Consider the following 25,663-nt stretch of genomic DNA (forward strand, 5'->3'; position numbering starts at 1 on the left):
GCGCTGTCAGGACCGCGGGTAGAGTCCCGGGTTCGGTGGCACTCCCAACGCGCTCAGCATGCCGCGGTAACGCCGCTCTGCGTGCTCCGCTGCAGCCGGATCGCCCGAAGACCGGTAGATCCCGATGAGAGTCCGCCATGACTCGTCACGCCACGGGTCGATTTCAACACTTCTTGCAGCCGCCGCGGCTGCTGCGGCGCCGTCACCAATCGAGAGTTCAAGACTTGCCAGCGAGGCAGCCGCCTCCGCTGCCCGGAGCCGGTACCGTTCGCGTGTGTCCGTCACCCACTCGGCAGGACCGTCCTCAGGCAGAACTTCGCCTGCATACAGTTCGACCGCCCGCCTCAGCTTCACTGCTGCTTCATGACGATCCCCCATGGATCTGGCTATGGACGCATCGTGAACCGCCCGGTCAAACTCGGAGAGATCAAAGGTTGATCCGCCGTCGAGGACCAAGGCATAGGCCTCGCCCTGCCGCCGGATGAGCTGGCGGCTTTCCGCCGGTCCTTCCGGCTGAAGGGCCCGCCGAAGATTGGAGACGCTCACCTGGAGGTTATGCAGGGCCGATGGGCTGTCGAGGTCCGCCCACAGTTCCCCCGCAAGGCGGTCCCGGTGCACCGGGCGTCCTGCATGGAGGGCGAGGATGCGCAATACAGTGCGTGCTTGAGGGCGCACCTTTGACAGGTCAACGGTGATTGCGTTGGCTCGGACCGAAAATCCGCCGAAACACCGGACGTCGAGAGCCGGGAGGGCCGACCCGCCGGAAACAGCAGCAAGCTGGCTCGTCACGGGCGCGCCGCCAGCATGCATGCCAGGGACGGTTGGCGGTTCACTCCTGGCGGCAGCGCCGGTCCACGTCCACGGACGGCAGACGAAACCGGCCGACTTGGCTGTTTCCGCCGCGACCTGCATGATTTCCGCGGCGTGCTCGGGCCGGACGTGGGCCAGAGCGGCATGTGCGACGGCGAGTGCGCCGGGCACGCCCGCAGTGCGGGCAAAAGATTCGGCGGCCAGCGCGTCGTCGGCCGCGCCTGGCAGGTCCTGCGCTGCGCTGACCAGCGCTTGAGCTGACTGGGCCCAGGCTTCAAGGGCCCCAGCATCCAGCCGACGGAACCGCACGGCGAGGGATTCGAAGGCGCTGCAGTCGGACCGTCCAGAGCGCAACCGCACGAGTGCGGCGGCCGCCGCGATGAGCGCAGCGCCCCACTCGTCGCCGCGCAGCTCGCAATTTTCCACCGCCGATTGCACGGCATCCTGACTTCCCGTCTTCCCAAATTGGGCCGCCTGTACGCCCCGTGCCAAGCGGGCAAGCCAGGTGAACCCGAGTCGTTCGGCCTGTCGTTGAACAGCGTCGACGTCGTCCGCAGGCCCGTTGAATCCCAAAGTTGACGATTCAGGGCCGAATACTGCCAGCGCAAGTTGTGCTGAAAGCCCCGCCAACGTTTCATCGTCCGGGCGCTCTGCACAGCGTCTCAGAAAGGGAAGCGCGCCGCGTTGATCACCGGCGAGCAGGAGCGAAAGGCCTTTGGCAAGTCCATCCTGCGCCCGTCGGTGATCGTGCATGGCCCGAGCGACTGACGCCGGGCTTCCGTGGCTGGCGGCCCGGAGGACACCCGCCGGACCCGGCCCCGATGCTGGCGCGTCGCCAGCCCAGACGGCCGCCGTGAGCTGCAGGTTCCTGGCTGTCCTGAGGAGATCCGCATCGCGGGTTAGCCTAGGAATTTGAGCCGCGGTTCTATAGGCAGCGGCCGCGCACCCGTCATCCAGCAAATGCCGTGCCGCAGCCAAAGCAAAAAGAGCATCCTCCCGGACCAAGGCATCCGGGGCTGTTGCAGCCCACCTGCACGCGCCGGCAAGATACGTACGGTTACCGGCACGGACCATCGTCTCGCGCACGTGCTCCCATTCCTGGCCCTCGGCCAGCACACGCAACGCGGCACATTGCTCTCCGTCCTGCTCCAAGACCCCTGCTGTGCGCCGCCGGATATCCTCGGGGACGTCCCGCCCGGCCTCGCCGAGAGCGGCAATCAGATGCTGGCGCAGTACTTCCGGCAGCCGGAACGATGTTCCGCCGTCGTCGCTGACCACTATTCCGAGTTGTTCCAGCTCGTGAAGTATCAGTGCGCTATCCCGTGCTCTGAGGATCCGGTCACAACGGGACGGTGTGAGCAACTCCAGGAGGCAGGTGTGGCGAAGCAAGCTTTCCATGCCCTGGGAGATGCCTGCCAAGAAATGGCGGGTCAAGTAGTCCTTGGCATAGCGTGGTGCCGGACCGAGGGACTCCGCAGCCCGGCGCCGTTCAACCGAAGAACGGCTTTTTGTGGCGACGTGGAACAGGTGGAGTGCAGCCGCCCAGCCCTCCGTCCGGTCTGTCAGATTGAAAACGCCGGCCGCGCTAAGCGGCTGTTTGTAGGTGATTCGAAACAGCTGCTCCACCTCAGGCGCCCGGAAGCGCAGGTCGTCCCCGTTCACGGTGACGTACTCCGGAAGCTCAGAGCGGGCGAGGTTGAAGGATGGGGGCCGCCGGCTACCTATGAGGAAGTGCAATTGCGGAGAACCGAGTGAAAGTAGCTGCTGCAGTTCTGACTCGGCGGACGTGTTGGCTAACTCCTGAAGGTCATCCACCACAAAGTAGAGGGGGCTTTCCAACCGGCCCGCCATTGTGGCGAGCTCGGGGACGGAGCGCGCGCGTTCATCGCCAACAGCGGTTGCCAGTGCTGTGGCGAATCTGGCCAACATCTGGCCGGCCCTGACCTCATGGGATCTGGCCCGGTACCAAATGACCGTGGCGTGTTCCTGGGCAGCCCAGTGCGCGAGGAGGGTCGTTTTTCCCGTGCCCGGGGGAGCGATGACCAGCCCGAGCCGTGCTTCGGCGGGCCCCGGAATTGCATGAATCAGCCGATGTCGCACCAGCCCTGTCACGGGCGGAACAGTGGTGCAGAGTCCGTTCGGCGTCATTGCCATGCTGTCCTGCTTCCACGGAAGGGTGTGGGTCCCACGTGGATTACAGTGTAAAGGCCGCCCGCCGACGCCAACCAGTATTACGCAGTCTCCGGCTCCTTGTGGCAGATGGCCCGGCCGAAACAGTGGTCCCGCTGGCTCCTACTCGAACCGCGACGGATCGCCGGTTCCCCGGCGCACCACCTCGGCGACGCCGCTGGAGAAGTCGACGACGGTGGTCGGCTCCGCGCCGCAGTCACCGGAATCGACGACGGCGTCCACCACGTGGTCAAGCCGCTCCTTAATTTCCCAGCCCTGCGTGAGCGGATCCTCCTCGTCCGGCAGCAGCAGCGTGCTGGAGAGCAACGGTTCACCCAGCTCGGCCAGGAGGGCCTGCACGAAGTTGTGGTCCGGGATGCGCACGCCCACGGTTTTCTTCTTCGGGTGCAGCAGCCGGCGCGGCACTTCCTTGGTGGCCGGCAGGATGAACGTGTAGCTGCCCGGCGTCACGGCTTTGATGCTCCGGAACACGTCGTTGCCGATGTTCACAAACTGCCCCAGCTGGGCGAAGTCCCGGCAGACCAGCGTGAAATGGTGCTTGCTGTCCAGCTGGCGGATTGTGCGGATCCGGTCCAGCGCCTCCTTGTTGCCCAGCTGCGCGCCCAGGGCGTAGCACGAGTCCGTCGGGTAGGCGATCAGGCCGCCCGAATGAAGGAGGTCCACGATCTGGGAAATTGCGCGCGGCTGCGGGTCCTCGGGGTGAACATCAAAGTATCTCGCCATGGCTAGAGCCTACGGCGCGGCGGAGGTTCCTGCACTCACCGCACGCGGACCGGGCGGCAACCTTACGGGGCCGTCCCGGCTGAACCGCGGCGGCACGTGGACGCACACTGGTGAAAGAATGGCGGCATGGCACGGGAACGGATTGTCATTGGCCTGGCCGGTGGCGGCGAGGGGGAGATCCTGATCCGCCGTGCGGCCAGGAACCTCGGCGCGTCCGCTGACAGAGAGCTGATCGCGGTTCACATCCGCTCCGCCGGCGGCGTCTCCGGCGAATCACCCCAGGCCCTCGAAGCCCAGCGCCGGCTCATAGTGGAGCTGGGCGGCAGCTACCATACCGTCGCGGCACCGGACCCCGCCCGGGCGCTGCTCGAGTTTGCCGCGAACGTCGGAGCTACCCGGATCGTGATCGGCCAGTCCCGCAGCAGGCGGATGGCCGCCCTCGTGTCCGGCGGCGGCACGGAGACCCGGATTGTCCGGGGAGCCGGAGACACCGATGTGCACGTGGTGCCCCATCCCCAGGCCGGCCGCGGCACGGGCAGAGCCAGGCAGCGGGATCTCGGCCGGGTCCGCGTGGGCGTCGGGTTCGCCCTCGCGGCCGCGGTTCCCGTCCTCATGCAGCTGTTGCTGGCCGCCTTCGACCACAGCGTGGCCACCGCTGTCCTGCTGCAGCTCGCCGGCGCCGTGGCCGTCGCGCTGGTCGGCGGCCTTTGGCCCGCTGTCGCAGGCGCGCTCTGGAGCAGCCTCCTGGTCAATTACTTCTCGACACCGCCGGTGGGCGACCTCGCCATCCACGACCCCCAGGACCTGCTCTCCCTGGGCGTGTTCGTCGGAGTGTCCGTGGCAGTGGCCGGCGTAGTGGACCGATCCGCCCGCCGCTCCAAGGAAGCCGCCCGCGCCCGGGCCGAAGCGGCAACTCTGGGCGACCTCACCCGTGGGGCAACCCGTTCGGAAGACACCGTGGTCAGCCTGCTGGAGCAGGCGCTGGACGTCTTCGGGGTGCGTGCCGCCGCGGTGTTCACCGGCCCTGGCGGTTTTGGGGTGGCTGCCGGCTCCAGCGCTGCCGGCAGCCTCCCCACCCTAGGGAAACCGGGGGACGGCGCCGCCCACGACGTTCGGTTGCTGGCGAGCGCCGGGGAGTTGACGGAAGCGGAACGCGAGGGCCGGGACTTCGCCGGCCACACAGTGGAACCCATAGACGGCGCCACCTGGCTGGCGCTCTTCGGCCGCACCGTGCCAGCCGCGGACAGTAGGCTGCTGGGTGCCTTCGCGGTGCACGTGATGGCCCAGCTGGAGCGCCAGCAGCTGGCCGCCAGCCGGCTGGAGGTTTTGCGGCTGGCAGAAGGGAACACGATGCGCACGGCCATTCTGCGCGCTGTGTCCCACGACCTGCGGACCCCGCTGGCTGGGATCAAGCTGGCCGTGGGCGGCCTCCTGCAGACGGCAGGGACATACACGCCGGCCCAGCAACAGGAGCTGCTGGAAACCATCGATGAATGCACCGACCGCCTCGCCGTGCTCGTCGGCAACCTCCTGGACATGTCACGAATTACCGCCGATTCGGTCCGTCCGCTGGTCAGGCCGGTCCGGTGGTTTGAAGTGGTCCTTCCGGCCCTGCACGGCCTGCCCGCAGGTACCGTCCGCGTGGACCTGCCGCCCAACATGCCGGCCGTGGACGCCGACCCCGGCCTGCTTGAACGTGTCATCGCCAACATCGTGGAAAATGCGGTCAAGTATGCGCCGGGCTCCGACATCACCGTTACAGGGGCCGCCGGAGGCCTCAGCACGGCCACCCTGGACGGCCATCCCTGCGGTGAGCTGAGGATCATTGACCACGGAAGCGGCGTGCCGGCCAGCAACGTCGTGGCGATGTTCCGGCCGTTCCAGCGCCTCGACGACATTGCGCAATCCACCGGCGTGGGCTTGGGTCTGGCCGTTGCCAAGGGATTCGTCGCCGCGATGGGCGGGAGCCTGACGGCGCAGGAGACCCCCGGCGGCGGCCTGACCATGGTCATCCGGCTGCCGCTGTCGACCGGCAGCACTGCCGGCCCGGACCCGGAACCTCCTGGCTCCGCCGGCTCACTTTCCGCCGGCTCCGCCCGCTCCGGTGCTACGACCCGCAGTGGCGCAGCGGACCATCGTGCGGAGGCGGCCCCGTGACCGGCATCCTCGTTGTGGACGATGACCCCCACCTGCTCCGGGCCTTGAGGATCACCCTGCAGGCGCACGGGTACAGAGTGGACACCGCGCCGGACGGCCGCTCGGCCCTGTTGGCGGCCGCGCGCAACCCGCCCGGCCTGGTGGTCCTGGACCTCGGACTTCCCGACATGGACGGGGCAGCGGTGCTGACGGAACTCCGGCGCTGGAGTAGTGCCCCCGTGCTGGTGCTCTCGGCGCGGCACGGGTCTGCCGACAAAGTCGATGCCTTGGATGCCGGGGCGGACGACTACATCACCAAGCCGTTCGGTTTGGAGGAACTCCTGGCCAGGCTCCGTGCGCTCCTGCGCCGTGCTCCGGACGCCGACGAGTCATCCACGGTCACCACGGCCGAATTCACCGTGGACCTTGGCCAGCGCGTGGTTACCCGGAACGGCGAATCGGTGCGGCTGACCCCCACCGAGTGGAGCATTTTGGAACTTCTGGTCCGCAACCCCGGAAAGCTCATCACGCAGCAGCAGATCCTGTCGACGGTGTGGGGTCCCGCCTACGCGAAGGAAGCAAACTACCTGCGGGTCTATATCGCCCAGCTCCGCCGCAAACTGGAAGCCGACACCGGCAATCCCCGCCACCTGCTGACTGAGGCCGGAATCGGCTACCGTTTCCTGCCCTGAACCCTATGAAGGGTCCCCGGATTCGGGCAACATGTGTAGTGCGGTGCGCCAGACAAACGGCACCCAACAAGTTCAGCAAAGGAGAACCGATCGTGTCCACCCTGCTCAACCCGTACATCAGCTTCCGTGACAACGCCCGTGAGGCAATGAACTTCTACCAGTCTGTTTTTGGCGGCCAACTGACGCTGAGCACCTTCGGGGAGTTCCATGCCAGTGAGGACCCGGCCGAGGCGGACAAGATCATGCACGGGATGCTGACCTCGGACAGAGGCTTCATTCTCATGGGGGCTGACACTCCTAACTCCATGGACTACTCACCCGGAAACAACATCTCGGTATCGCTCAGCGGCGAGGACGAGGGCGAACTGCGCGGCTACTACGACAAGCTGTCCGGCGACGGCGGCACGGTCACCGTCCCGATGGAAGCGGCGCCGTGGGGCGACATCTTCGGCATGTGCACCGACAGATTCGGCATTACGTGGCTAGTGAACGTCAACGCCCAGGGCGGACAGGCAGCACCGGCTTCCTAGCGACGAAATGGGCATTGAAAGGTCCGCATCCGCTTCTGCGACCTCCACGTTGTTGAATCCGGCGCCACGCGCCAGGGAGTCGGCCCGGGCACGCACACCGTGCCCGGGCCGGTACCGTCCTGGCATGGCCGCCGCGCCCTTGAGGTGCTTGCCGGGCGGTGCGACTATGGACGGGTGCAGCCCATTCTCGACTTCGTAGGCCACTTCTGGTGGCTCATTTTCCCGTTGAGCGGAATTGTTGGCGGCTGGAGCAAGGCGTGGTCGAAGGCCGGCGAACGGCGGCACCAGCGCAGGGTGGAGCTTTACCGGCTCCGGAACCAGGCGCTGTCCGTTGAGCAGGCGGGCGAAGCCGAGGTTGCGGCGCTGCTGGCGGCCCACGATGACGTGAACCGCCGCTGGCTGGACTACGAGCTCGATGTGGGCAAGCTCATCGATTTTCCGGTCATGACGGATGTCCGGGAGCCCCTCACGGTGGCGTTTCTGCGCGCCAAGCGTGAAGCGGACGGGCTGCGGCCGGCAGGTCCCGCCGGCATACGCAGCAGGACGCGCTTGGATGAATACCGGGCCGCCGTGCGCAATTTCGAGGTCGCCTTCGACGTCGCTGAGCGGGAAGCCCGGCGCATCCGGGACAGCAACTTCTCGGCTGAGGAACGCCAGAAGCTGGCAACGGCGCGGAAGCTGCTGCGGATCGCCGAAGATGAGGCAGCCACTCCCGCCGAACGGCAGACAGCGTACAAACGCGCCCGGCACGAGCTCGAGGGCCTGATAGTCCTGCCCGAAGCGACCCGGGCGGCGCTCGAGGAGAAGGTGGCCCGGATGCTGGGGGCAGGTCCGCCGGCCGCGATGTGAACCGCGGCAGTCCGCGCAGTGACCCGCCGGCCTAGTCCGGCGGTGTCCAGACCCACTCACGGACCTCGGGGAGGTCCTCGAAGTGCTCGCGGATGTAGTCGGCATGGGCGTCGAGCTGCCGGTTGCAGTGGTCGGTGAGCGCTTCAGCGCCGGGAAGTTGCCGCGGCATCCGCCGCAGCGCCTCCAAGGCCAGGTGATAGCGGCTCATGCGGTTGACCACCACCATGTCGAACGGCGTGGTGGTGGTTCCCTGCTGGCTGTAGCCGCGGATGTGGAACCGTTCCGGGTTCGGGCGGCCGTGCAGCAGCTGGTGGAACGAGCGGGCGTAGCCGTGCCACGCCACAACCACATCGCAGCTGTCCGTGAACAACGAACTGAACGTCCCGTCGTCGAGACCGTGCGGGTGCGTGTCCCTTGGCGGAAGAACCATGGCGTCCATGACGTTGACCACCCGCACCCGCGCGTCGGGGACGTGCCGCTGAACGAGCCACGCGGCGGCCAGCGTCTCCTCTGTGGGAATGTCCCCGGCACAGGCAAGGACAATGTCCGGGTCGGCGGTGCCTCCCGTGTCCTCGTTCCCGGCCCAGTCCCAGCGGGATGCCCCGGCTTCGGCATGGGCGCGTGCTTCCTCAAGGGTGAGGTACTGGGGATGGGGCTGCTTGTCCACCACCACGAGGTTGACGTAGTCCGTGCTGAGCAGGACGTGCTCCGCCGCCGCCAGCAGGGTGTTGGTATCCGGCGGAAGGTAGATCCTGGTCACTTCACCCGAGAGGGAAAGCACGGTGTCGATCAGGCCCGGACCCTGATGGCTGAACCCGTTGTGGTCGTTTCGCCAGCAGGTTGACGTCAGCAGGATGTTCAGGCTCGGGACAGGCGAGCGCCATTCGAGCTCGCGGGCGTGCTGCAGCCACTTGGCATGCTGCACGGTCATGGATGCGCTGACCATAGCGAATGCCTCATAGCTGGCGAAGAACCCGTGCCTTCCGGTCAGCAGGTAGCCCTCCAGCCATCCCTGGCACAGGTGCTCGGAGAGTACCTCCATGACCCGCCCGTCTGCGGAGACATGATCATCAGCGGGGTCGCTGCCCCGCGGCGGGAGGAGAAGGCACCGGTCGGTGGCCTCGAACACGGCGCCCAGCCGGTTGCTGTTGGTCTCATCCGGGCAGAAGAGCCGGAACCGCGGGTTGTCCGCGGTGTCGCGGTACAGGTCCCGGAACAGCTCACCCAGCGGTTTGGTGGTCTCGCTGCTGGTGGAGCCGCGCTCGCCGGGGTGGACGGCATACTTGCCGAGGTCAGGGATTGCCAGCGGGACGGACGGCTGGCCGTTGGCCGGGGGCACCGCCCCCATTCGCAGCCGGCCCTCCGGCGCAAGGGCTGCCAGTTCCGGCACAAGCCGGCCGCCGTCGTCGAAAAGGGTTTCCGGTTGGTAGGAACGCAACCACTCTTCCAGCAGCGCCAGGTGCTCGGGATGGTCCTTGACACCGGAGAGTGGCACCTGGTGTGAGCGGAAGGTTCCCTCGACGGGGCTGCCGTCCACCGATTCCGGACCTGTCCAGCCCTTGGGTGTCCGCAGGATGATAGCCGGCCAGCGGGCAGCGTCCGCGGCGCCGCCGCTGCGGGCCCGCTCCTGGATTCCCCGGATCGCAGCATACGCTCCATCCATGGCCGAGGCCATCGCCCGGTGGACGTCAAGGGGCTGGTCTCCGGACACCGTAACGGGGTCCCAGCCGTGCGCTCGCAGGAGCACTTCCACGTCTTCGTCGGAGCGGCGGCCGAGCACCGTGGGCCCCGAAATCTTGTGTCCGTTGAGGTGCAGGATCGGCAGGACGGCGCCGTCCCGTGCCGGGTTGAGGAAGAACGGCGCCGCCCAGGACGCCGCCAGCGGCCCGGTTTCCGCTTCGCCGTCGCCAATCACGCAAGCGGCGATAAGCCCGGGGTTGTCCATGACCGCCCCGGTGGCGTGCATGAGCGAATAACCCAGCTCGCCGCCTTCATGGATGGATCCCGGCGTGGCAGGGCCCACGTGGCTGCCCACGCCGCCGGGAGTCGAAAATTGCCGTGCCAGCTGCCTCAGCCCGGCAACGTCCTGCCCGACGTCCGGATATATCTCGGAGTACGTGCCCTCGAGGTAGACGTTCGCCACCACGGACGGTCCGCCGTGCCCCGGGCCGGCGACGAACAAGACCTCTGCCGATGTCCGCCTGATCAGCCGGTTGAGGTGCACGTACACCAGGGACAGGCCCGGCCCGGTTCCCCAATGCCCCAGCAGCCTCGGCTTGATGTGGTCCGCCTTCAGCGGTTCCCGGAGCAGCGGATTCTCCTGAAGGTAGATCTGGGCAACGGTCAGGTAGTTCGCCGCATTCCAGTACCTGTTCAGCAGTTCAAGATCTTCGGCAGAGGTTGCCTGGCCCGCCGCGGTGTTGCCCATGCAAGTGCCTCTCGTCGGTACTGCTACAGCGCTGACGGGCACAGTCTACTTGGGAGGAACAGGAGCGCTCCCGGAATCCGCCTCGTGGTTGGAAGCACCGGGAGGGGAGCTCCGGGGCCCTTACCCCGGTACTTCGTGCGGAGGAGAATGGAGGTGTCACCGGCCTGTAGGCGGGCTGATCGGAACGGCGCGATGAAGCAAAACAATGCGATGGAGCAAGCAGGTCGCCGAAATGAACAAACCAATCGTCGTGGGCATCAACGGCTCGGCCAGCAGCGAGGCCGCAATGGCCTGGTCCCTCAACCGCGCATCCCGGCTCAGGCTTCCGGTGATCGCCATGCATGCCGTCGATGACCGGTGGGTGGCGCAGGAATTCCAGTATCACGAGCTGATCAAGGAATCCGCGCTGCAGCTGCTGCGGCAGGTGCAGCAGGACGCCGCCAAGCGGCAATCGGACGTCGACGTCGATATCCAGCTGCGGCACGGCGGCACTGCGGTGGCGCTCAAGGAGATGTCCAGGGACGCGTCCCTGCTGGTCATCGGGTCGCACCACAGGTACTGGGCGGACGGCGGACGCGTGACCGACCGGGCGCTGCAGATTGTCACCGCCTCGGACAGCCCCGTGGCGGTGATACCCAGCGTCCCGGCGACGGAACGGCGGGGAGTGGTTGTGGGCGTGGACGGCTCTGAGGAGTCGAGCCAGGCGGTTGCACTCGCGGCCGCCGAGGCCGACCGCGAAGGGGACGAACTGACAGCGGTCCTGGCCTTCCGGCATCCCGCCAGATGGACCCGGCGCGGACTGCCCTCCAGCAGAGTGGCCGAGGTCATGGAAGAGGAAGAGAAGGTTGTCCTGGCCGAAAGCGTGGCCGGGCTGGGGGACAGGTACCCGGACCTCGTGGTGCATCAGCGGCTCGAAAGCGATACCGACCCGGCCAAGGCACTCGTTGAGATCGCGGCGGACGCCCGGATGCTGGTGATCGGCAGCCGCGGCCGGGGCGGCTTCAGCAGGCTCCTGCTCGGTTCGACGGCGCACGCGGTCCTGACCCGCGTGCCGTGCCCCACGGTTGTCACCAGAGTCCGCAAGGCCCACCACGAGGAGTAGCGGACTGGAAACGCCGTGGGAAATGTCTCACTGTACCTGGACGTGGACGGCGTGGTGTGTCCGTTCGGTGCGACCGGCGGCACGCCGTGGGGGTCCGCCTGGCAGTACGCATACGCCGGAATGCTCGAGGTGGCGTACGCGGGGGAGCTCGTGGAGGCCCTGAACCGGCTTGCGCCGGTGTGGGGTCTGCGATGCGTGTGGCTGACCAGCTGGGAGGAACTGGCCCCGACCGTCCTGTGCCCGGTCACGGGACTCAACGGCAGCGGATGGCCTGTGCTCACCGCGGACGGCGCGGGAAGCGGGGCGGAGTGGTGGAAGCTGGAAGCAATCCAGGCCGACGTGAGCATCTCCGCGCCCGAGCGGATCATCTGGGTGGACGACCAGCTCGCCTACGAGGGCCGCGCACAGGCCTGGGCCCGGATCCTGGGAGCGCGGGCCCTGCTGGTGTCGCCGGATCCGCGGACCGGCCTGTCGCCGCAGGAGCTCGAGGCTATCCGGAGCTTCGCGCAAGGCCAGCCGTGACGACAGGTTTGACCTCATAGCCGAGCCGCGTACGATCTATAGGGTTTCAAGCCCGTTCCGCAGCTTTGCAACTCCCACCGCATGAACATTAGGTGAACTATGCTGTGCAAGGCGGGCCGGGGAAGTGGAACTGCTGAACGTCGACTCTGCAGATTGGGCAACAGGTGGATATCACCTTCATGGTGGCGCTGGTCATCGCGCTGGCACTATTTTTCGACTTCACGAACGGTTTTCATGACACCGCGAACGCGATGGCCACGCCCATCGCCACGGGTGCCATCAAGCCGAAGACTGCAGTTACCTTGGCGGCGATCCTGAACCTCGTGGGAGCGTTCCTGTCCACGGAAGTGGCCAAGACGGTTTCCGGCGGCATCATCCGCGAAGGCTCCGGCGGCGTCCAGATCACGCCGGACATCATCTTTGCCGGCCTCATGGGCGCCATTCTGTGGAACATGATCACCTGGCTGAAGGGGCTGCCCTCAAGTTCGTCGCACGCACTCTTCGGCGGTCTCATCGGCGCCGCGGTCGCCGGCATCGGGTTCAACTCCGTGAATCTGGAGACCCTCCTCCAGAAAGTCATCCTTCCGGCAGTCTTCGCCCCCCTCATCGCCGCGATCGTCGCCTACATCTGCACGCGCCTGGCCTATGCCCTGACCTCCCGGCACGATCCAGAGACCGGCACCAAGCTGACCCAGAAGCGAGGCGGCTTCCGCACCGGCCAGATCTTCACTTCCAGCCTCGTGGCCCTCGCCCACGGAACCAATGATGCCCAGAAGACCATGGGCATCATCACGCTGGTCCTCATTGCGGCCGGCACTCAGACCCCCGGTTCGGGCCCGCAGCTGTGGGTCATCGCCGCGTGTGCGTTCGCCATTGCCATCGGCACATATGCCGGCGGTTGGCGCATCATCCGGACAATGGGGGCGGGGCTCACCGAGGTGAAGCCCGCACAGGGCTTCGCGGCCGAGACCAGCACGGCGTCCGCCATCCTCGCTTCCTCGCACCTCGGCTTCGCGCTGTCCACCACGCAGGTGGCCTCCGGGTCCGTCATCGGATCGGGGCTGGGCCGGAGAGGTACGTCGGTCCGCTGGGGGATGGTCGGCAAGATTGCGCTCGGCTGGCTCTTCACCCTGCCCGCCGCAGGCATCGTGGGCGCCCTGACAGCCCTGCTCGTCAAGACGGGTGTTGTGGGCGTCGTCATCGCCGCCGTTGCAGGAACGGGCGCCGTGCTCTACATGTTCCTGGTGTCCCGCCAGTCCAAGGTGGGCCACCACAATGCCGTGGAAGTCGAGGAAGCCGGACAGGCCGTCCGCTTCGCGAAGAAGAAGGCCTTCGCCCGGGCGCGGGCCAGGGCAAACGAGTCAGCCAGGGCAAACGAGCCGAAGGATACAGAGCGATGAAGTGGTTGGAACTCCTCACCGTAGGCGGTGCCACCCTGGTGTCCGCGGTGACGGTAGTGGTCCTCTATTCACTCGGCGTCCGCCTCACCGCCATGGGCGGCGACCAGCGCGCCGCCGCGCCCGGGTGGCTCCGCTCCCTGGCCTACGCGTGCTTCGCCCTCTGCGGCCTCGCCGTGCTGTTCGGGTTGTACCTGATCATCCCGTACTTCAGCGGCTAGCCTGCCCCCGCAGGTCCTTAATTGACCTCTGGGAACAGGGAGGCGGAATCGCTAGGCTTTAGCCATGTCCAGTGTCCAGTACTACGTGGCGTCGTCCCTCGACGGGTTCATCGCCACCCCTGACGACGACCTTGCGTGGCTGCTGCAGTTCGACGGTTTCGAAGGCGGCAAGGAGAGCTACGACGCCTTCATGGCAGGCATCGGCTGCATCGTCATGGGCGGGACCACCTATCAGTGGCTGATGGACCACGAGCCCGGCAACTGGCCGTACCCCGACACGCCCTGCTGGGTCTTCACCCACCATGAGTTCAGGGCTCCGCCCGGGGCGGACGTCGCTTTCGTGCGCGGCGACGTCGGTGAGTTCGCCGACGACCTCAGGAGGGACGCAGCCGGCAAGAACATCTGGGTGGTGGGCGGCGGGGACCTTGCCGCCCAGTTCGCCGGCGCCGGGCTCCTGGACGAGCTGATCGTTTCGGTCATTCCGGTGGTGCTCGGGAACGGCAAGCGGCTGCTTCCGCTGGAAGGTCCGACGCCGCCGCTTGAGTTGGTGGAATCGCGCACCCAAGGGCGGGGAATCGTGGAGCTCCGGTACCGTTTCGGCGCCGGCTCAGGATAAGCGCCGTCCCAGGAATAGCGCCGTCCCGGATCAGCCGGGCTCTGCCGGACGGCTTTCCGCCGCCGGCGCTTACGCGCCGATGTCCCGGATGAGGTTGGTGATGCGCGCGGTCGAGAGCCGACGGCCCTGTTCGTCAGTCATGACGATTTCGTGCGTGGCGAGCGTGCGCCCCAGATGAATGGCCGTGCACGTCCCGGTCACGGTGCCCGCCGAGATGGCCCGGTGGTGGGTCGCGCCAACCTCGATGCCGAGCGCCTGGCGCCCGGTTCCGGCATGCATGCCTGCCGCAAAGGAGCCCAGCGTTTCCGCGAGGACCACATGGGCCCCGCCATGGAGGATTCCCGCCACCTGGGTGTTGCCTTCCACCGGCATGGTGGCCACCGTCCGCTCCGGACTCATTTCCAGGAAGCGGATGCCCATCTTCACCACCAGCGCCCCGATGCCGAATCCGCCGAGCCAGTCGTGGAGGTGTTCGGGGACTCCTGCAGCGACCAGCTCTTCCTTGAACCGCGCCTCGTCGGCGGACCGGTCGGGCGTGAAATTGTCCATCATGGCAACTAGGCTGGCACCTGTGAGTGAAACTACCAAACCGGCCCCTTTCCCGTCCGCAACCGAAACACTGGAGGAAGTTGCGGTCCAGTCACCGGCCAGCCGGTCGGTCTCGGCGACTGAGGCCCCGGTCATTCCCCTGACAGACCAGCCCCGCCTTCTGGTGCTTGACGGGCACTCCATGGCGTTCCGGGCCTTCTTCGCCCTGCCGGCGGACAAGTTCTCCACTGCCAACGGGCAGCACACCAACGCGATCCACGGATTCACGTCCATGCTGATCAACCTGATCAAGGAACAGAAGCCCACCCACATCGCCGTGGCCTTCGATGTCTCGGATGAAACCACCCACCGCAAGGCCGAGTACAGCGAGTACAAGGGCGGCCGGAACGAGACACCCCGGGAGATGAGCGGCCAGATCGACCTCATCGACAAAGTCATGCAGGCGTGGGGCATCAAGACCATCAAAATGCCGGGCTATGAAGCTGACGACGTCCTGGCAACACTCGCCGCCATGGGAGAAAAGGCCGGCTACGAGGTGCTCCTGGTGACCGGTGACCGTGACGCTTTCCAGCTCATCACCGACAACGTGTTTGTGCTGTACCCCAGGAAGGGAGTCAGCGACATTCCCCGGCTGGACGCGGCCGCCATCCAGGAGAAGTACTTTGTCACCCCGCCGCAGTACTCGGACCTCGCCGCCCTCGTGGGGGAGTCCGCGGACAACCTCCCGGGCGTTCCCGGCGTCGGCCCCAAGACGGCGGCCAAATGGATCAACCTGTATGGCGGGCTGGAGGGGGTTCTGGAGCACCTCGACGCTATCGGCGGCAAGGTAGGGGATGCCCTGCGCGAGAACGTCGAGGACGTCAAGCGCAACCGGAGGCTGAACCGGCTCCACACGGACCTGGACCTCCCCGTAACGCTGGACGAACTCGCGGAACCGAGGCCGGACGAGGCCGCCTTGGAGCAACTGTTCGACGACCTTGAATTCAAGACCATCCGCACCCGGCTCTTCGCCCTCTACGGCAGTGACGAAGTGGAACCCGCGGAGCGCGAGAGCATCGAGACGCCTGACTTCGTCACCCCCGCCGGTGCAACGGAGCTGAGCACCTTCCTGGCCGCAGGCGCGGGCCAGCGGTCCGCCGTCGCCGTCGACCTCGTTCCGGGACGGATCGGCGAGGACGCCGCCGCGCTGGCCATCGTCCGTGACGACGCCGCCGTCTACATCGACCTCGCCAGCCAGGACGCCGCAGCCGAAAACGTCCTTGCGGACTGGCTGCGGGACGGGCAATCACCGAAGGTGATGCACGGCTACAAGGCCGCCCTCAAGGCTCTGTCCAGCCGCGGCCTCGGCTTGGAAGGGGTGGTGGATGACACCTCAATCTCCGGCTACCTCATCCAGCCGGACCGCCGCACGTACGAGCTCGCCGAGCTGGCCCAGCACCACCTCAACATCAGCATCTCGCCCGAGACCGCGAAAGCGGGCCAGCTTGAGTTGTCGTTCGACGGCGACGACGCCGCCGCTGCGGGCGCGCTGGTCAGGGTGGCCGCCGTCGTGCAGGCCCTGAGCCGTTACTTCGAATCGGAACTGAAGGAACGAGAAGCCGCGGACCTGCTGGCCACGCTCGAGCTGCCCGTCAGCCGTGTCCTCGCGGACATGGAACTCGCGGGCATCGCCATCGACATGCCGCGCATGGACGAGCAGCTGGCGGACCTCGCCAAGGTGATCGACAACGCGCAGGAGCTTGCCTTCGCCGCGATTGGCCACGAGGTCAACCTCGGTTCGCCGAAGCAGCTGCAGGCCGTCCTGTTCGACGAACTCCAGCTGCCGAAGACCAAGAAGATCAAGTCCGGCTACACCACGGACGCCGCGTCGCTCAAGAACCTGCTGGAAAAGACGGGGCACGAATTCCTGGTCCAGCTGATGGCGCACCGCGAGTCGTCGAAGCTGCGCCAGATGCTGGAGTCGCTCAAGAAGTCGGTCGCGGAAGACGGCCGGATCCACACCACCTACGCGCAGAACGTGGCGGCCACCGGCCGGATCTCCTCCAACAACCCCAACCTGCAGAACATCCCCATCCGCAGCGAGGAAGGTCGGCGCGTCCGCGGCATCTTCGTGGTCAGCGAGGGCTATGACTGCCTGCTGTCCGCGGACTACTCTCAGATCGAAATGCGCATCATGGCCCACCTTTCGGGGGACGCCGGCCTGATCCAGGCCTACAAGGACGGTGAAGACCTCCACCGGTTCGTGGGCTCCAACATCTTCCATGTGCCCACCGACCAGGTGACCAGTGCGATGCGGTCCAAGGTCAAGGCGATGTCCTACGGACTCGCGTACGGTCTGACCTCGTTCGGCCTCTCCAAGCAGCTGGAGATCTCCGTCGACGAGGCACGGACCCTCATGAAGGACTACTTCGACCGGTTCGGCGCCGTGCGCGACTACCTCCGCGGCGTGGTGGACCAGGCCCGGATCGACGGCTACACCGCCACCATCGAGGGACGGCGCCGGTACCTGCCCGATCTCACCAGCACGGACCGCCAGCTGCGCGAGAACGCGGAGCGCATTGCCCTGAACTCGCCCATCCAGGGTTCCGCCGCGGATATCATCAAGCGCGCCATGCTCGGCGTCCATGACGAACTGGCCGCCCGCGGACTCAAGTCGAGGATGCTCCTGCAGGTCCACGATGAACTGGTGCTTGAGGTGGCCAAGGGCGAGCGCGAGGCCGTTGAGAAGCTCGTGACAGAGCAGATGGGTTCGGCCGCGGACCTCAGCGTTCCGCTGGACGTCCAGATCGGCGTCGGACCCAGCTGGTACGACGCCGGTCACTAGTCATATCCGGAAGCGCAGGGCGCCGTTCCAGGCGCCCTGCGTATGTCATTAATCCGGGTTCAAATCATCCGGTTTCATTCATTCGGGTTCCATTCATTCGGGTTCAAGGGGGAGCAGCACGTGGCAGACAGGTATGAGATCAGGCGCTTCAGGGCGGCGGACAAGGGCGAGCCCGGTTACGCCCAGGGCACGGACTGGATTCAGGCCGTGGGCTTCGGCTTCCACGACACCCGCCGGAATGACGAATTCGTGGACAAGATCATGGCCATGTACCGGCAGGATAACCGTGAGCTGACGGGCGTCTACCAGACGGGCCAGGTTGCACCGCATTCCCTGGCCGCCAACGTTCCCGTGGCCACGTTCGGCACACTGCGCAAGGACATGAACGTCGGCTACGGCCGTCAGCTCCGGACGCACATGGTGACGGCGGTGACCGTACGCGGCACGCACCGTCGCCAGGGCATCCTGCGCCGCATGATGACGGACGACCTCGCTGCGGTAAAGGCAGACGGTCTGGCGATGGCGGCCCTGACCGCATCGGAAGGCTCCATCTACGGCCGCTTCGGCTACGGCGTGGCAACGTTTGAGCGCAGCATCAAGGTGGACACCGGGCCGCGCTTCAGCCTGCGTCACCAGCCTGCCGGATCCGTGGAAAGCGCCGACCGGAAAGTGCTGCTCGAGCTCGCCCCTGCAGTGTTCGAACGCGTGCACCGGCACACACCGGGGTCGATCATCCGGCAGGACGCCTACCGGCAGAACGTCTCCGGCGCCGTCGGCCGCGACGGCAGCGAGGACCAGGCAATCCGGTGCGCCCTGCACTACGACGCCGCGGGCGCCGTGGACGGCTACGTCTCGTACAAGTTCGCCGGCTGGGACACCAAGCCGTACACCATGGAGATCGTGGACCTTGTGGCGGCGACGGACGCCGCCTACCTGGATCTGTGGCAGTTCCTCGGCAGCATCGACCTCGTGGACCGGATCAGCTGGCCGGACGCGCCGGTGGACGACCCCCTGACCTGGGCGCTGGGGGACCCGCGGTGCATTGAGTCATCGGACCACCGGGACATGCTCTGGCTGCGGATCCTGGACACCGCCACGGCCCTGGCTGCCCGGCGGTACTCCGCGGACGGTTCACTCGTGCTGGAGGTCGGGGACGCCCTTGGCTTTGCCGGTGGCACGTTTACCCTCGAGGTCAGCGGCGGGGAAGCACACGTCACCGAGGCTCCGGCGGGGTCGGAACCGGACCTGTCCCTGGACATCGCGGAACTCGGCTCCATCTATTTGGGGGCGGTTTGTCCCGTGACCCTGAAGGCCGCCGGCCGGGTCACCGAACACGCCCCGGGGGCGGCGCTGAAAGCGCGGCTCATGTTCGCCGTCGAACGCTCGCCGCACTGTCTGACGCATTTTTGACGGCGTTCCGGCAGGTCACAGGCCTTCAAGGTGGCCGCGGCGCTTTGACCGGCGTTGGCGAGTGCGACTAGAATGAACGGGCGTGTACTAGGTGCACGTATCTAAAATCCACAAAATCAGGATGACCCGGCAGATCCGCGTGATATGCCGTGCTTTGCGCCTGCGTTCCATAACGCGGGCGCGATGGTTTGCCTGACCGACTAACTATCCACAACGGAGCCCCTACTACATGACCATCACCTCCACCGAGAAGCCCGGTACCCCCGTAGTCGCCATTAACGACATCGGTACCGCTGAGGACTTCCTCGCAGCAGTCGACGCCACCATCAAGTACTTCAACGACGGAGATCTCGTCGAAGGTACCGTCGTCAAGGTCGACCGCGACGAAGTTCTGCTCGACATCGGTTACAAGACCGAAGGTGTCATCCCCTCCCGCGAGCTGTCCATCAAGCACGACGTTGATCCCGGAGACGTCGTCTCCGTTGGCGATCAGGTCGAAGCCCTGGTGCTCACCAAGGAAGACAAAGAAGGCCGCCTGATCCTCTCCAAGAAGCGTGCTCAGTACGAGCGCGCCTGGGGCGACATCGAGAAGGTCAAGGAAGAAGACGGTGTCGTCACCGGTACCGTCATCGAGGTTGTCAAGGGTGGTCTTATCCTCGACATCGGTCTGCGCGGCTTCCTGCCCGCATCCCTCGTCGAGATGCGCCGTGTGCGCGACCTTGCTCCGTACATCGGTCAGCAGATCGAAGCCAAGATCATCGAGCTGGACAAGAACCGCAACAACGTTGTGCTGTCCCGCCGTGCCTGGCTCGAGCAGACCCAGTCCGAGGTCCGCTCCACGTTCCTCAACAAGCTGGAAAAGGGCCAGGTCCGTCCCGGCGTCGTTTCCTCCATCGTCAACTTCGGTGCCTTCGTGGACCTGGGCGGCGTAGACGGCCTGGTTCACGTTTCCGAGCTGTCCTGGAAGCACATCGACCACCCGTCCGAGGTTGTCGAAGTTGGCCAGGAAGTCACCGTCGAGGTTCTCGAGGTCGACCTGGACCGCGAGCGCGTTTCCCTGTCGCTCAAGGCTACGCAGGAAGATCCGTGGCAGACCTTCGCCCGCACCCACGCCCTCGGCCAGGTTGTTCCGGGTAAGGTCACCAAGCTCGTTCCGTTCGGTGCGTTCGTTCGCGTCGAAGACGGCATCGAAGGCCTCGTTCACATCTCCGAGCTGGCTGTCCGCCACGTTGAGCTTGCTGAGCAGGTTGTCTCCGTTGGTGACGAGCTGTTCGTCAAGGTCATCGACATCGACCTCGAGCGCCGCCGCATCTCCCTCTCCCTCAAGCAGGCTAACGAGGGCGTTGACGCCGACAGCACCGAATTCGATCCGGCTCTCTACGGCATGGCCGCAGAGTACGACGAAGAGGGCAACTACAAGTACCCGGAGGGCTTCGACCCGGAGTCCAACGAGTGGCTTGAAGGCTACGAGAACCAGCGCGCAGCCTGGGAGCAGCAGTACGCTGACGCCCAGACCCGTTGGGAAGCTCACAAGAAGCAGGTTTCCCAGCATGCTGCCGACGACGCTGCAGCTGCAACGTCCGGTGACAGCGATTCCGGCACCACCAGCTACTCCTCGGAGCCCGCTGCAGCCGAGACCGGTGCAGGCACGCTTGCTTCGGACGAGGCTCTCGCGGCACTGCGCGAGAAGCTGACCGGCAACTAATTGCCGCAGCTGCTCCGGGAGTCCGCTCCCGGAGCCCAGGCAGTTGGTAGCTTGAAATAGCACGCAAAAGGTGGCCGTCCCCTCGGGGGCGGCCACCTTTTCGTTAAAGTCCGGCCTGCGCGGGCCCGCGGTCAGGCGGTCTGGCCCGCGTGCTCGCCCTCGGCGATCTCTTCCAGCAGTTTGTCGTTGAATGCTTCAAGGTCGGCCGGCTTCCGGCTCGTCACGAAGCCCTGGTCCACAACCACCTGCTCGTCCGTCCAGTTAGCGCCGGCGTTCCGGAGGTCCGTGGCGAGTGTGTGGTACGACGTGAGGTTCCGCCCCTTCACGACGCCCGCATCGATGAGGAGCCAGGGGCCGTGGCAGATGGCTGCCACCGGCTTGTGCTGCTCGAAGAAGCTCCGGGCAAACGCCTGGGCGTCCTTGTCCACCCTGAGATGGTCCGCGTTGACGACGCCGCCGGGGATCACCAAGGCGTGGAAGTCGGAAGCATTGGCCTCTGACAGGGTCAGGTCGACATCGAAGGTATCTCCCTTGTCCACGCCCTTGAATCCTTGGAGCTTCCCGCTCTTCGGGGCCACCAGGACAGGTTCGCCGCCGGCTTCCTTGACTGCATTCCACGGGCTAGTTAGCTCGACCTGCTCCACGCCGTCCGTCAGTACAAAGGCGACCCTCTTGCCTGCGATGTTGTGCTCTGACATTCGTCCTCCTTCTTTCCTGGTGTGGTGCCTTACAGCATCAACCCTAGAAAGCGGGAAAGTGATAAGCAAGCTGATAATTGCAACCGACACTACGGCCAGGCAGTCAGCGGTTCAGCGGAACGTCGATCCATTCCGTGCCCTCCGGCTGGAGGTCCGCGCTTCCGGCCGTCATGGCCGCCAGGCGTTCGGCGGCCTCCGCCAGGGTGTCCGGCGCGTCGGGCAGGGCGAGCCGCAGAACGGTGGAGCGGGGCTCGTAGCCGGTCTCGGCCATGACGTAGCCCGAACTGCGGAGATCGTTCTCGAGGCGCCCCGCCGCGGCGTGCGGCACCCGGACGGCGCAGATGCGCAGCCGCCTGCGCTGCACCAGGGGAGCGAGCTCCAGGGCGGCGGAGACCGACTCGGAGTAGGCGCGGACAAGGCCGCCGGCCCCCAGCAGGATCCCGCCGAAGTAGCGCACGACGACGGCACTGACGTCGCTGAGGTCCGTCACCCCGGGCGCGGTTTCCCGCCGGATCAGCGCTTCCAGCATGGGGATCCCGGCGGTGCCGGACGGTTCGCCGTCGTCGCTGGAACGCTGGACGTCCCGGTCCGGGCCCAGGACGAAGGCGGAGCAGTGATGCCGGGCGTCGCGGAATTCCCGCCGCAGGTCTGCCACCAGTGCCCGTGCGTCGTCTTCGTTGTCCGCGCGCCGTAGCACCGTGATGAACCTCGACCGCTTGATGTCCATCTCATGGCGGAAATCGGGCCCCGCGGCCAGGGAGGTGTAGGCCGATGTCCTGCTCTCCGGGGGATCTGACGCTTCTGCCACCGGTTCAGTTTAGTCTTGGGGAGTGCTGAAGATCGGGTTGACGGGCGGCATCGCCTCGGGGAAGTCCATGGTGGCCGCTCGCCTCAGGGAACTAGGGGCCGTGCTCGTTGATGCCGACGCCATCGCGCGTGACGTGGTGGAACCGGGCACTCCGGGCCTTGCCGCGGTCGTCCGCGCCTTCGGGCCGGAAATCCTCGACGCCGGCGGCCGGCTCGACCGGCCGCGGCTCGGCGCCGTCGTGTTTGGGGACCCGGCGGCGCGGGAAGAACTGAACGGAATCGTCCACCCGCTCGTCCGGGCGCAGGCAGCCGAAGTCATCGCGGCGGCCCCGCGGGACGCCGTCGTGGTCCAGGACATTCCGCTCCTCGTCGAGACCGGCCAGGAAAGTAGCTTCCACCTCGTCGTGGTGGTGGACGCGCCCGAAGCGACGCGGGTGCGGCGGATGGTCGAACACCGGGGGATGACGGAGGATGAGGCCCGCGCCCGGATGGCCGCGCAGGCGTCGCGGGACGTCCGGCTCGCAGCAGCCGATGTAGTGCTGGACAATTCCGGTACCCCGAAGGAGGTGCGGGACGCGGTGGGCCGGCTGTGGGAGGAACGGCTGCTGCCGTTTGCGCGGAATATCGGGGAAGCCCGTGTTGCCGACCGGTCCGGCGGGCCGGTGCTGGCGGAGCACGACCCCGGGTGGCGCCGCCAGGCGGCCCGGCTGTCCGCGCGGCTGAAACTGGCCGCTCCGGACGACATCCTGGCCGTTGACCACATAGGCTCGACGGCGGTGCCGGGGCTGGACGCGAAGAACGTCATCGACATGCAGCTTGCGGTCCGGGACCTGGACACCGCGGACAGGATCGCGCCCCTCCTTGCGCAGGCCGGCTTCCCGGCCTGGCCCGGAATCCTGCTGGACAGCCCTAAACCCGGACGCCCCGAGCCGGCCGCCTGGTCCAAGCGCCTGCACGGAAACGCCGATCCCGGACGGCCGGTCAACGTCCACGTCCGCGTCGCCGGCTCGCCGGGGTGGCGTTTCGCCCTGTGCTTCAGGGACTGGCTGATGGCGGAACCCCATGCGCTGGCGGCATACCTTGCCGAAAAGCGGCGGCTGGCTGCCCTGCATGCGGCGGAGCTGACCACAGCGGGGTACGCCGGCGCCAAAGAACCCTGGTTCACGGAGATCGCCTACCCGGGAATGGAACGGTGGGCCGGGAGCAGCGGCTGGCAGCCGCCGTCGTACGAATCTGGGAGCGTCCCCGGTGCCGGACCGGGTACCGCCCAAAGCTGAATCAGGAGTTCCTGTCAGTGGCCGGCGGTAGATTAGATACATGAGTCTTGCGCAGGAGATCAACCGCGTCGTTGCGCCCTTTGAGGTCATCAGCGAATTCAAGCCGGCCGGCGACCAGCCGGCGGCCATCGCCGAACTCACCGAGCGAATCAAGAACGGCGAGAAGGATGTGGTGCTCCTGGGCGCCACGGGTACCGGAAAGAGCGCGACCACCGCCTGGCTGATCGAGCAGGTCCAGCGGCCCACCCTGGTGATGGTCCAGAACAAAACCCTCGCCGCGCAGCTGGCCAACGAGTTCCGCGAACTGCTGCCTAACAACGCGGTGGAGTACTTCGTCTCCTACTACGACTACTACCAGCCCGAGGCCTACGTCGCCCAGACGGACACCTTCATTGAGAAGGACTCATCCGTCAACGAGGAAGTGGAACGGCTCCGGCACTCCGCCACCAACGCGCTGCTGACCCGCCGCGACGTGATCGTGGTGGCCACCGTCTCCTGCATTTATGGCCTCGGCACGCCGGAAGAGTACATCGCCGGCATGGTGACGCTCCGCAAGGGGGCGGAGATGAACCGCGACGACCTTCTCCGGAAATTCGTCTCCATGCAGTACACCCGCAACGACATGGACTTCCACCGCGGCACGTTCCGCGTCCGCGGCGACACCGTGGAAATCATTCCCATGTACGAAGAACTCGCCATCCGGATCGAGTTCTTCGGCGACGAGATCGAGAACATCTACACGCTGCACCCGCTCACCGGGGAGGTCATCCGGGACGAGACCGAGATGTACGTCTTCCCGGCCTCGCACTACGTGGCCGGCCCGGAACGCATGAGCCGGGCGATCAAGAGAATCGAAGACGAACTGGCCGAGCGGCTCGCCGTGCTGGAAGGCCAGAACAAGCTGGTCGAGGCCCAGCGGCTCCGGATGCGCACCACGTACGACCTCGAAATGATGCAGCAGATGGGCTTCTGCAACGGCATCGAGAACTATTCGTCGCACATCGACGGCCGCGCCCGCGGAACCGCGCCGCACTGCCTCATCGACTACTTCCCGGACGACTTCCTGCTGGTGATTGATGAATCCCACGTCACCGTGCCGCAGATCGGCGCCATGTACGAGGGCGACATGTCGCGCAAGCGGAACCTTGTGGACCACGGCTTCCGGCTGCCCTCTGCGATGGACAACCGCCCGCTGAAATGGGACGAGTTCCAGGACCGCGTGGGCCAGGCCGTCTACTTGTCCGCCACCCCGGGCAAGTACGAGCTCGGCAAGGCGGACGGTTTCGTCCAGCAGATCATCCGTCCCACCGGCCTCATCGATCCCGAAGTCGTGGTCAAGCCCACCAAGGGCCAGATCGACGACCTCCTGGGTGAGATCCGGAACCGCACCGACAAGAACGAACGCGTCCTGGTCACCACGCTCACCAAGCGGATGGCCGAGGACCTCACGGACTACCTGCTGGGGCACGGCGTCAAAGTGGAGTACCTGCACTCGGACGTGGACACCCTGCGCCGTGTGGAGCTGCTTCGTGAACTGCGGATGGGAACGTTCGACGTCCTGGTTGGCATCAACCTGCTCCGTGAGGGCCTGGACCTTCCCGAGGTGTCCCTCGTGAGCATCCTCGACGCCGACAAGGAAGGCTTCCTTAGGTCGTCCACGTCGCTGATCCAGACCATCGGCCGTGCGGCCAGGAACGTGTCCGGCGAGGTGCACATGTACGCGGACCGGATCACCGACTCCATGGCGCATGCCATCGACGAAACCAACCGGCGCCGCGCCATCCAGGTCGCCTACAACACCGCGAACGGCGTGGACCCGCAGCCGCTGCGGAAGAAGATCGCCGACATCACCGACCAACTTGCCAAGGAGGACGCCGACACGCAGGAACTGCTGAACAACAACCGCCTGGCGAAGGGCGGCAAACGGGGCAAGTCGGCGGCCAAGGGTGCGGCCACGGTGCGGGCGGACGGGCTCGCGGCCGCCCCCGCCGAGGACCTGGTGGGGCTCATCGAACAGCTGACGGAGCAGATGCACGGCGCCGCATCCGAGCTGCAGTTCGAGCTGGCCGCCCGCCTCCGCGACGAAGTGAGCGAGCTGAAAAAGGAACTCCGCCAGATGCACGCAGCCGGGCACGCCTGAGGCTGACGCGGCCGCACACCCTGAGTGTGACGCAGCA

20 protein-coding genes are annotated in these 25,663 nt (G+C 66.5%); 14 read left to right on the forward strand and 6 right to left on the reverse strand.

Features of this window, described 5'->3' with window-relative positions; translation table 11 throughout:
• Positions 1–6: 6 nt before the first annotated feature.
• Complete coding sequence (locus CXQ90_RS11100; protein WP_104139125.1) at positions 7–2,964, reverse strand: BTAD domain-containing putative transcriptional regulator; 2,958 nt, start codon at positions 2,962–2,964, stop codon at positions 7–9.
• Positions 2,965–3,102: 138 nt separating this feature from the next.
• Positions 3,103–3,723, reverse strand: a complete 621-nt coding sequence (locus CXQ90_RS11105) for an L-threonylcarbamoyladenylate synthase (RefSeq protein ID WP_104139127.1) — start codon at positions 3,721–3,723, stop codon at positions 3,103–3,105.
• A 126-nt stretch (positions 3,724–3,849) separates the two neighbouring features.
• Here CXQ90_RS11105 and CXQ90_RS11110 point away from each other — a divergent pair, with 126 nt between their 5' ends.
• From CXQ90_RS11110 to CXQ90_RS11125, 4 genes are all read left to right on the forward strand, one after another.
• Positions 3,850–5,880 (forward strand): DUF4118 domain-containing protein, encoded by a 2,031-nt coding sequence (locus tag CXQ90_RS11110; protein WP_104139128.1) that lies wholly within the window; start codon positions 3,850–3,852, stop codon positions 5,878–5,880.
• Positions 5,877–6,551: a response regulator gene (locus tag CXQ90_RS11115; RefSeq protein ID WP_104139130.1), complete on the forward strand. Its 675-nt coding sequence runs from the start codon at positions 5,877–5,879 to the stop codon at positions 6,549–6,551. Before CXQ90_RS11110 ends, CXQ90_RS11115 begins: the two co-directional genes overlap by 4 nt.
• 92 nt (positions 6,552–6,643) lie before the next feature.
• Positions 6,644–7,081: a VOC family protein gene (locus CXQ90_RS11120; protein WP_104139131.1), complete on the forward strand. Its 438-nt coding sequence runs from the start codon at positions 6,644–6,646 to the stop codon at positions 7,079–7,081.
• A 174-nt stretch (positions 7,082–7,255) separates the two neighbouring features.
• Positions 7,256–7,930, forward strand: a complete 675-nt coding sequence (locus CXQ90_RS11125; RefSeq protein WP_104139132.1) for a hypothetical protein — start codon at positions 7,256–7,258, stop codon at positions 7,928–7,930.
• A gap of 31 nt (positions 7,931–7,961) precedes the next feature.
• Here the strand turns inward: CXQ90_RS11125 and CXQ90_RS11130 are convergent, their stop codons facing one another.
• A complete protein-coding gene (locus CXQ90_RS11130) occupies positions 7,962–10,358 on the reverse strand; it encodes a phosphoketolase (protein WP_104139134.1) in 2,397 nt (798 codons plus the stop codon).
• Positions 10,359–10,590: 232 nt separating this feature from the next.
• Here CXQ90_RS11130 and CXQ90_RS11135 point away from each other — a divergent pair, with 232 nt between their 5' ends.
• The 5 genes from CXQ90_RS11135 (at position 10,591) to CXQ90_RS11155 (ending at position 14,216) form a co-directional block, all read left to right on the forward strand.
• Positions 10,591–11,460 (forward strand): universal stress protein, encoded by an 870-nt coding sequence (locus CXQ90_RS11135; protein WP_104139219.1) that lies wholly within the window; start codon positions 10,591–10,593, stop codon positions 11,458–11,460.
• A gap of 15 nt (positions 11,461–11,475) precedes the next feature.
• Positions 11,476–11,982 (forward strand): HAD domain-containing protein, encoded by a 507-nt coding sequence (locus CXQ90_RS11140; RefSeq protein ID WP_104139135.1) that lies wholly within the window; start codon positions 11,476–11,478, stop codon positions 11,980–11,982.
• 164 nt (positions 11,983–12,146) lie between these two features.
• Positions 12,147–13,382, forward strand: a complete 1,236-nt coding sequence (locus CXQ90_RS11145; protein WP_104139137.1) for an inorganic phosphate transporter — start codon at positions 12,147–12,149, stop codon at positions 13,380–13,382.
• Positions 13,379–13,600: a hypothetical protein gene (locus tag CXQ90_RS11150; protein WP_104139138.1), complete on the forward strand. Its 222-nt coding sequence runs from the start codon at positions 13,379–13,381 to the stop codon at positions 13,598–13,600. The genes CXQ90_RS11145 and CXQ90_RS11150 overlap by 4 nt, the downstream gene beginning before the upstream one ends.
• Positions 13,601–13,664: 64 nt before the next feature.
• Positions 13,665–14,216, forward strand: a complete 552-nt coding sequence (locus CXQ90_RS11155; protein ID WP_104139140.1) for a dihydrofolate reductase family protein — start codon at positions 13,665–13,667, stop codon at positions 14,214–14,216.
• Positions 14,217–14,285: 69 nt separating this feature from the next.
• On the opposite strand, the gene CXQ90_RS11160 is transcribed toward CXQ90_RS11155, so the two are convergent.
• Positions 14,286–14,768: a hotdog fold thioesterase gene (locus CXQ90_RS11160; protein ID WP_104139141.1), complete on the reverse strand. Its 483-nt coding sequence runs from the start codon at positions 14,766–14,768 to the stop codon at positions 14,286–14,288.
• Between the two features lie 19 nt (positions 14,769–14,787).
• On the opposite strand from CXQ90_RS11160, the gene polA reads away from it, so the two are divergent.
• The 3 genes from polA to rpsA all read left to right on the forward strand — a co-directional run bounded on the left by polA (position 14,788) and on the right by rpsA (position 20,704).
• The gene (gene polA / locus CXQ90_RS11165; RefSeq protein WP_258064492.1) at positions 14,788–17,589 is read left to right on the forward strand and encodes a DNA polymerase I; all 2,802 of its coding nucleotides are present in this window, start codon (positions 14,788–14,790) and stop codon (positions 17,587–17,589) included.
• A gap of 120 nt (positions 17,590–17,709) precedes the next feature.
• Entirely contained in the window at positions 17,710–18,999 is a 1,290-nt protein-coding gene (locus tag CXQ90_RS11170) for a GNAT family N-acetyltransferase (protein WP_104139220.1), read from the forward strand.
• 229 nt (positions 19,000–19,228) lie between these two features.
• Complete coding sequence (gene rpsA, locus CXQ90_RS11175) at positions 19,229–20,704, forward strand: 30S ribosomal protein S1 (protein ID WP_104139144.1); 1,476 nt, start codon at positions 19,229–19,231, stop codon at positions 20,702–20,704.
• A gap of 131 nt (positions 20,705–20,835) precedes the next feature.
• Here the strand turns inward: rpsA and CXQ90_RS11180 are convergent, their stop codons facing one another.
• Together CXQ90_RS11180 and CXQ90_RS11185 are read right to left on the reverse strand one after the other, a co-directional pair.
• Entirely contained in the window at positions 20,836–21,402 is a 567-nt protein-coding gene (locus tag CXQ90_RS11180; RefSeq protein ID WP_104139146.1) for a type 1 glutamine amidotransferase domain-containing protein, read from the reverse strand.
• A 103-nt stretch (positions 21,403–21,505) separates the two neighbouring features.
• Positions 21,506–22,210, reverse strand: coding sequence for a YigZ family protein (locus CXQ90_RS11185; RefSeq protein ID WP_258064493.1), 705 nt, complete (start codon positions 22,208–22,210; stop codon positions 21,506–21,508).
• 22 nt (positions 22,211–22,232) lie between these two features.
• Here CXQ90_RS11185 and coaE point away from each other — a divergent pair, with 22 nt between their 5' ends.
• Positions 22,233–23,486 carry a dephospho-CoA kinase gene (gene coaE / locus CXQ90_RS11190; RefSeq protein WP_104139147.1) on the forward strand — a complete coding sequence of 418 codons (1,254 nt, stop codon included), beginning with the start codon at positions 22,233–22,235 and terminating at the stop codon, positions 23,484–23,486.
• A gap of 40 nt (positions 23,487–23,526) precedes the next feature.
• Positions 23,527–25,626, forward strand: a complete 2,100-nt coding sequence (gene uvrB, locus CXQ90_RS11195) for an excinuclease ABC subunit UvrB (RefSeq protein WP_104139149.1) — start codon at positions 23,527–23,529, stop codon at positions 25,624–25,626.
• Positions 25,627–25,663 lie beyond the last annotated feature (37 nt).

Source organism: Arthrobacter sp. ZGTC131 (genome assembly GCF_002929275.1).
Lineage (GTDB): Bacteria > Actinomycetota > Actinomycetes > Actinomycetales > Micrococcaceae > Arthrobacter.

Bases quoted from the DNA above. Each gene is read 5' to 3' on its own strand.
- CXQ90_RS11100 (WP_104139125.1), bottom strand. From the start codon at position 2,964: ATGGCAATGACGCCGAACGGACTCTGCACCACTGTTCCGCCCGTGACA.
- CXQ90_RS11105 (WP_104139127.1), bottom strand. From the start codon at position 3,723: ATGGCGAGATACTTTGATGTTCACCCCGAGGACCCGCAGCCGCGCGCA.
- CXQ90_RS11110 (WP_104139128.1), top strand. From the start codon at position 3,850: ATGGCACGGGAACGGATTGTCATTGGCCTGGCCGGTGGCGGCGAGGGG.
- CXQ90_RS11130 (WP_104139134.1), bottom strand. From the start codon at position 10,358: ATGGGCAACACCGCGGCGGGCCAGGCAACCTCTGCCGAAGATCTTGAA.
- CXQ90_RS11135 (WP_104139219.1), top strand. From the start codon at position 10,591: ATGAACAAACCAATCGTCGTGGGCATCAACGGCTCGGCCAGCAGCGAG.
- CXQ90_RS11150 (WP_104139138.1), top strand. From the start codon at position 13,379: ATGAAGTGGTTGGAACTCCTCACCGTAGGCGGTGCCACCCTGGTGTCC.
- CXQ90_RS11155 (WP_104139140.1), top strand. From the start codon at position 13,665: ATGTCCAGTGTCCAGTACTACGTGGCGTCGTCCCTCGACGGGTTCATC.
- CXQ90_RS11160 (WP_104139141.1), bottom strand. From the start codon at position 14,768: ATGATGGACAATTTCACGCCCGACCGGTCCGCCGACGAGGCGCGGTTC.
- rpsA (WP_104139144.1), top strand. From the start codon at position 19,229: ATGACCATCACCTCCACCGAGAAGCCCGGTACCCCCGTAGTCGCCATT.
- CXQ90_RS11180 (WP_104139146.1), bottom strand. From the start codon at position 21,402: ATGTCAGAGCACAACATCGCAGGCAAGAGGGTCGCCTTTGTACTGACG.
- uvrB (WP_104139149.1), top strand. From the start codon at position 23,527: ATGAGTCTTGCGCAGGAGATCAACCGCGTCGTTGCGCCCTTTGAGGTC.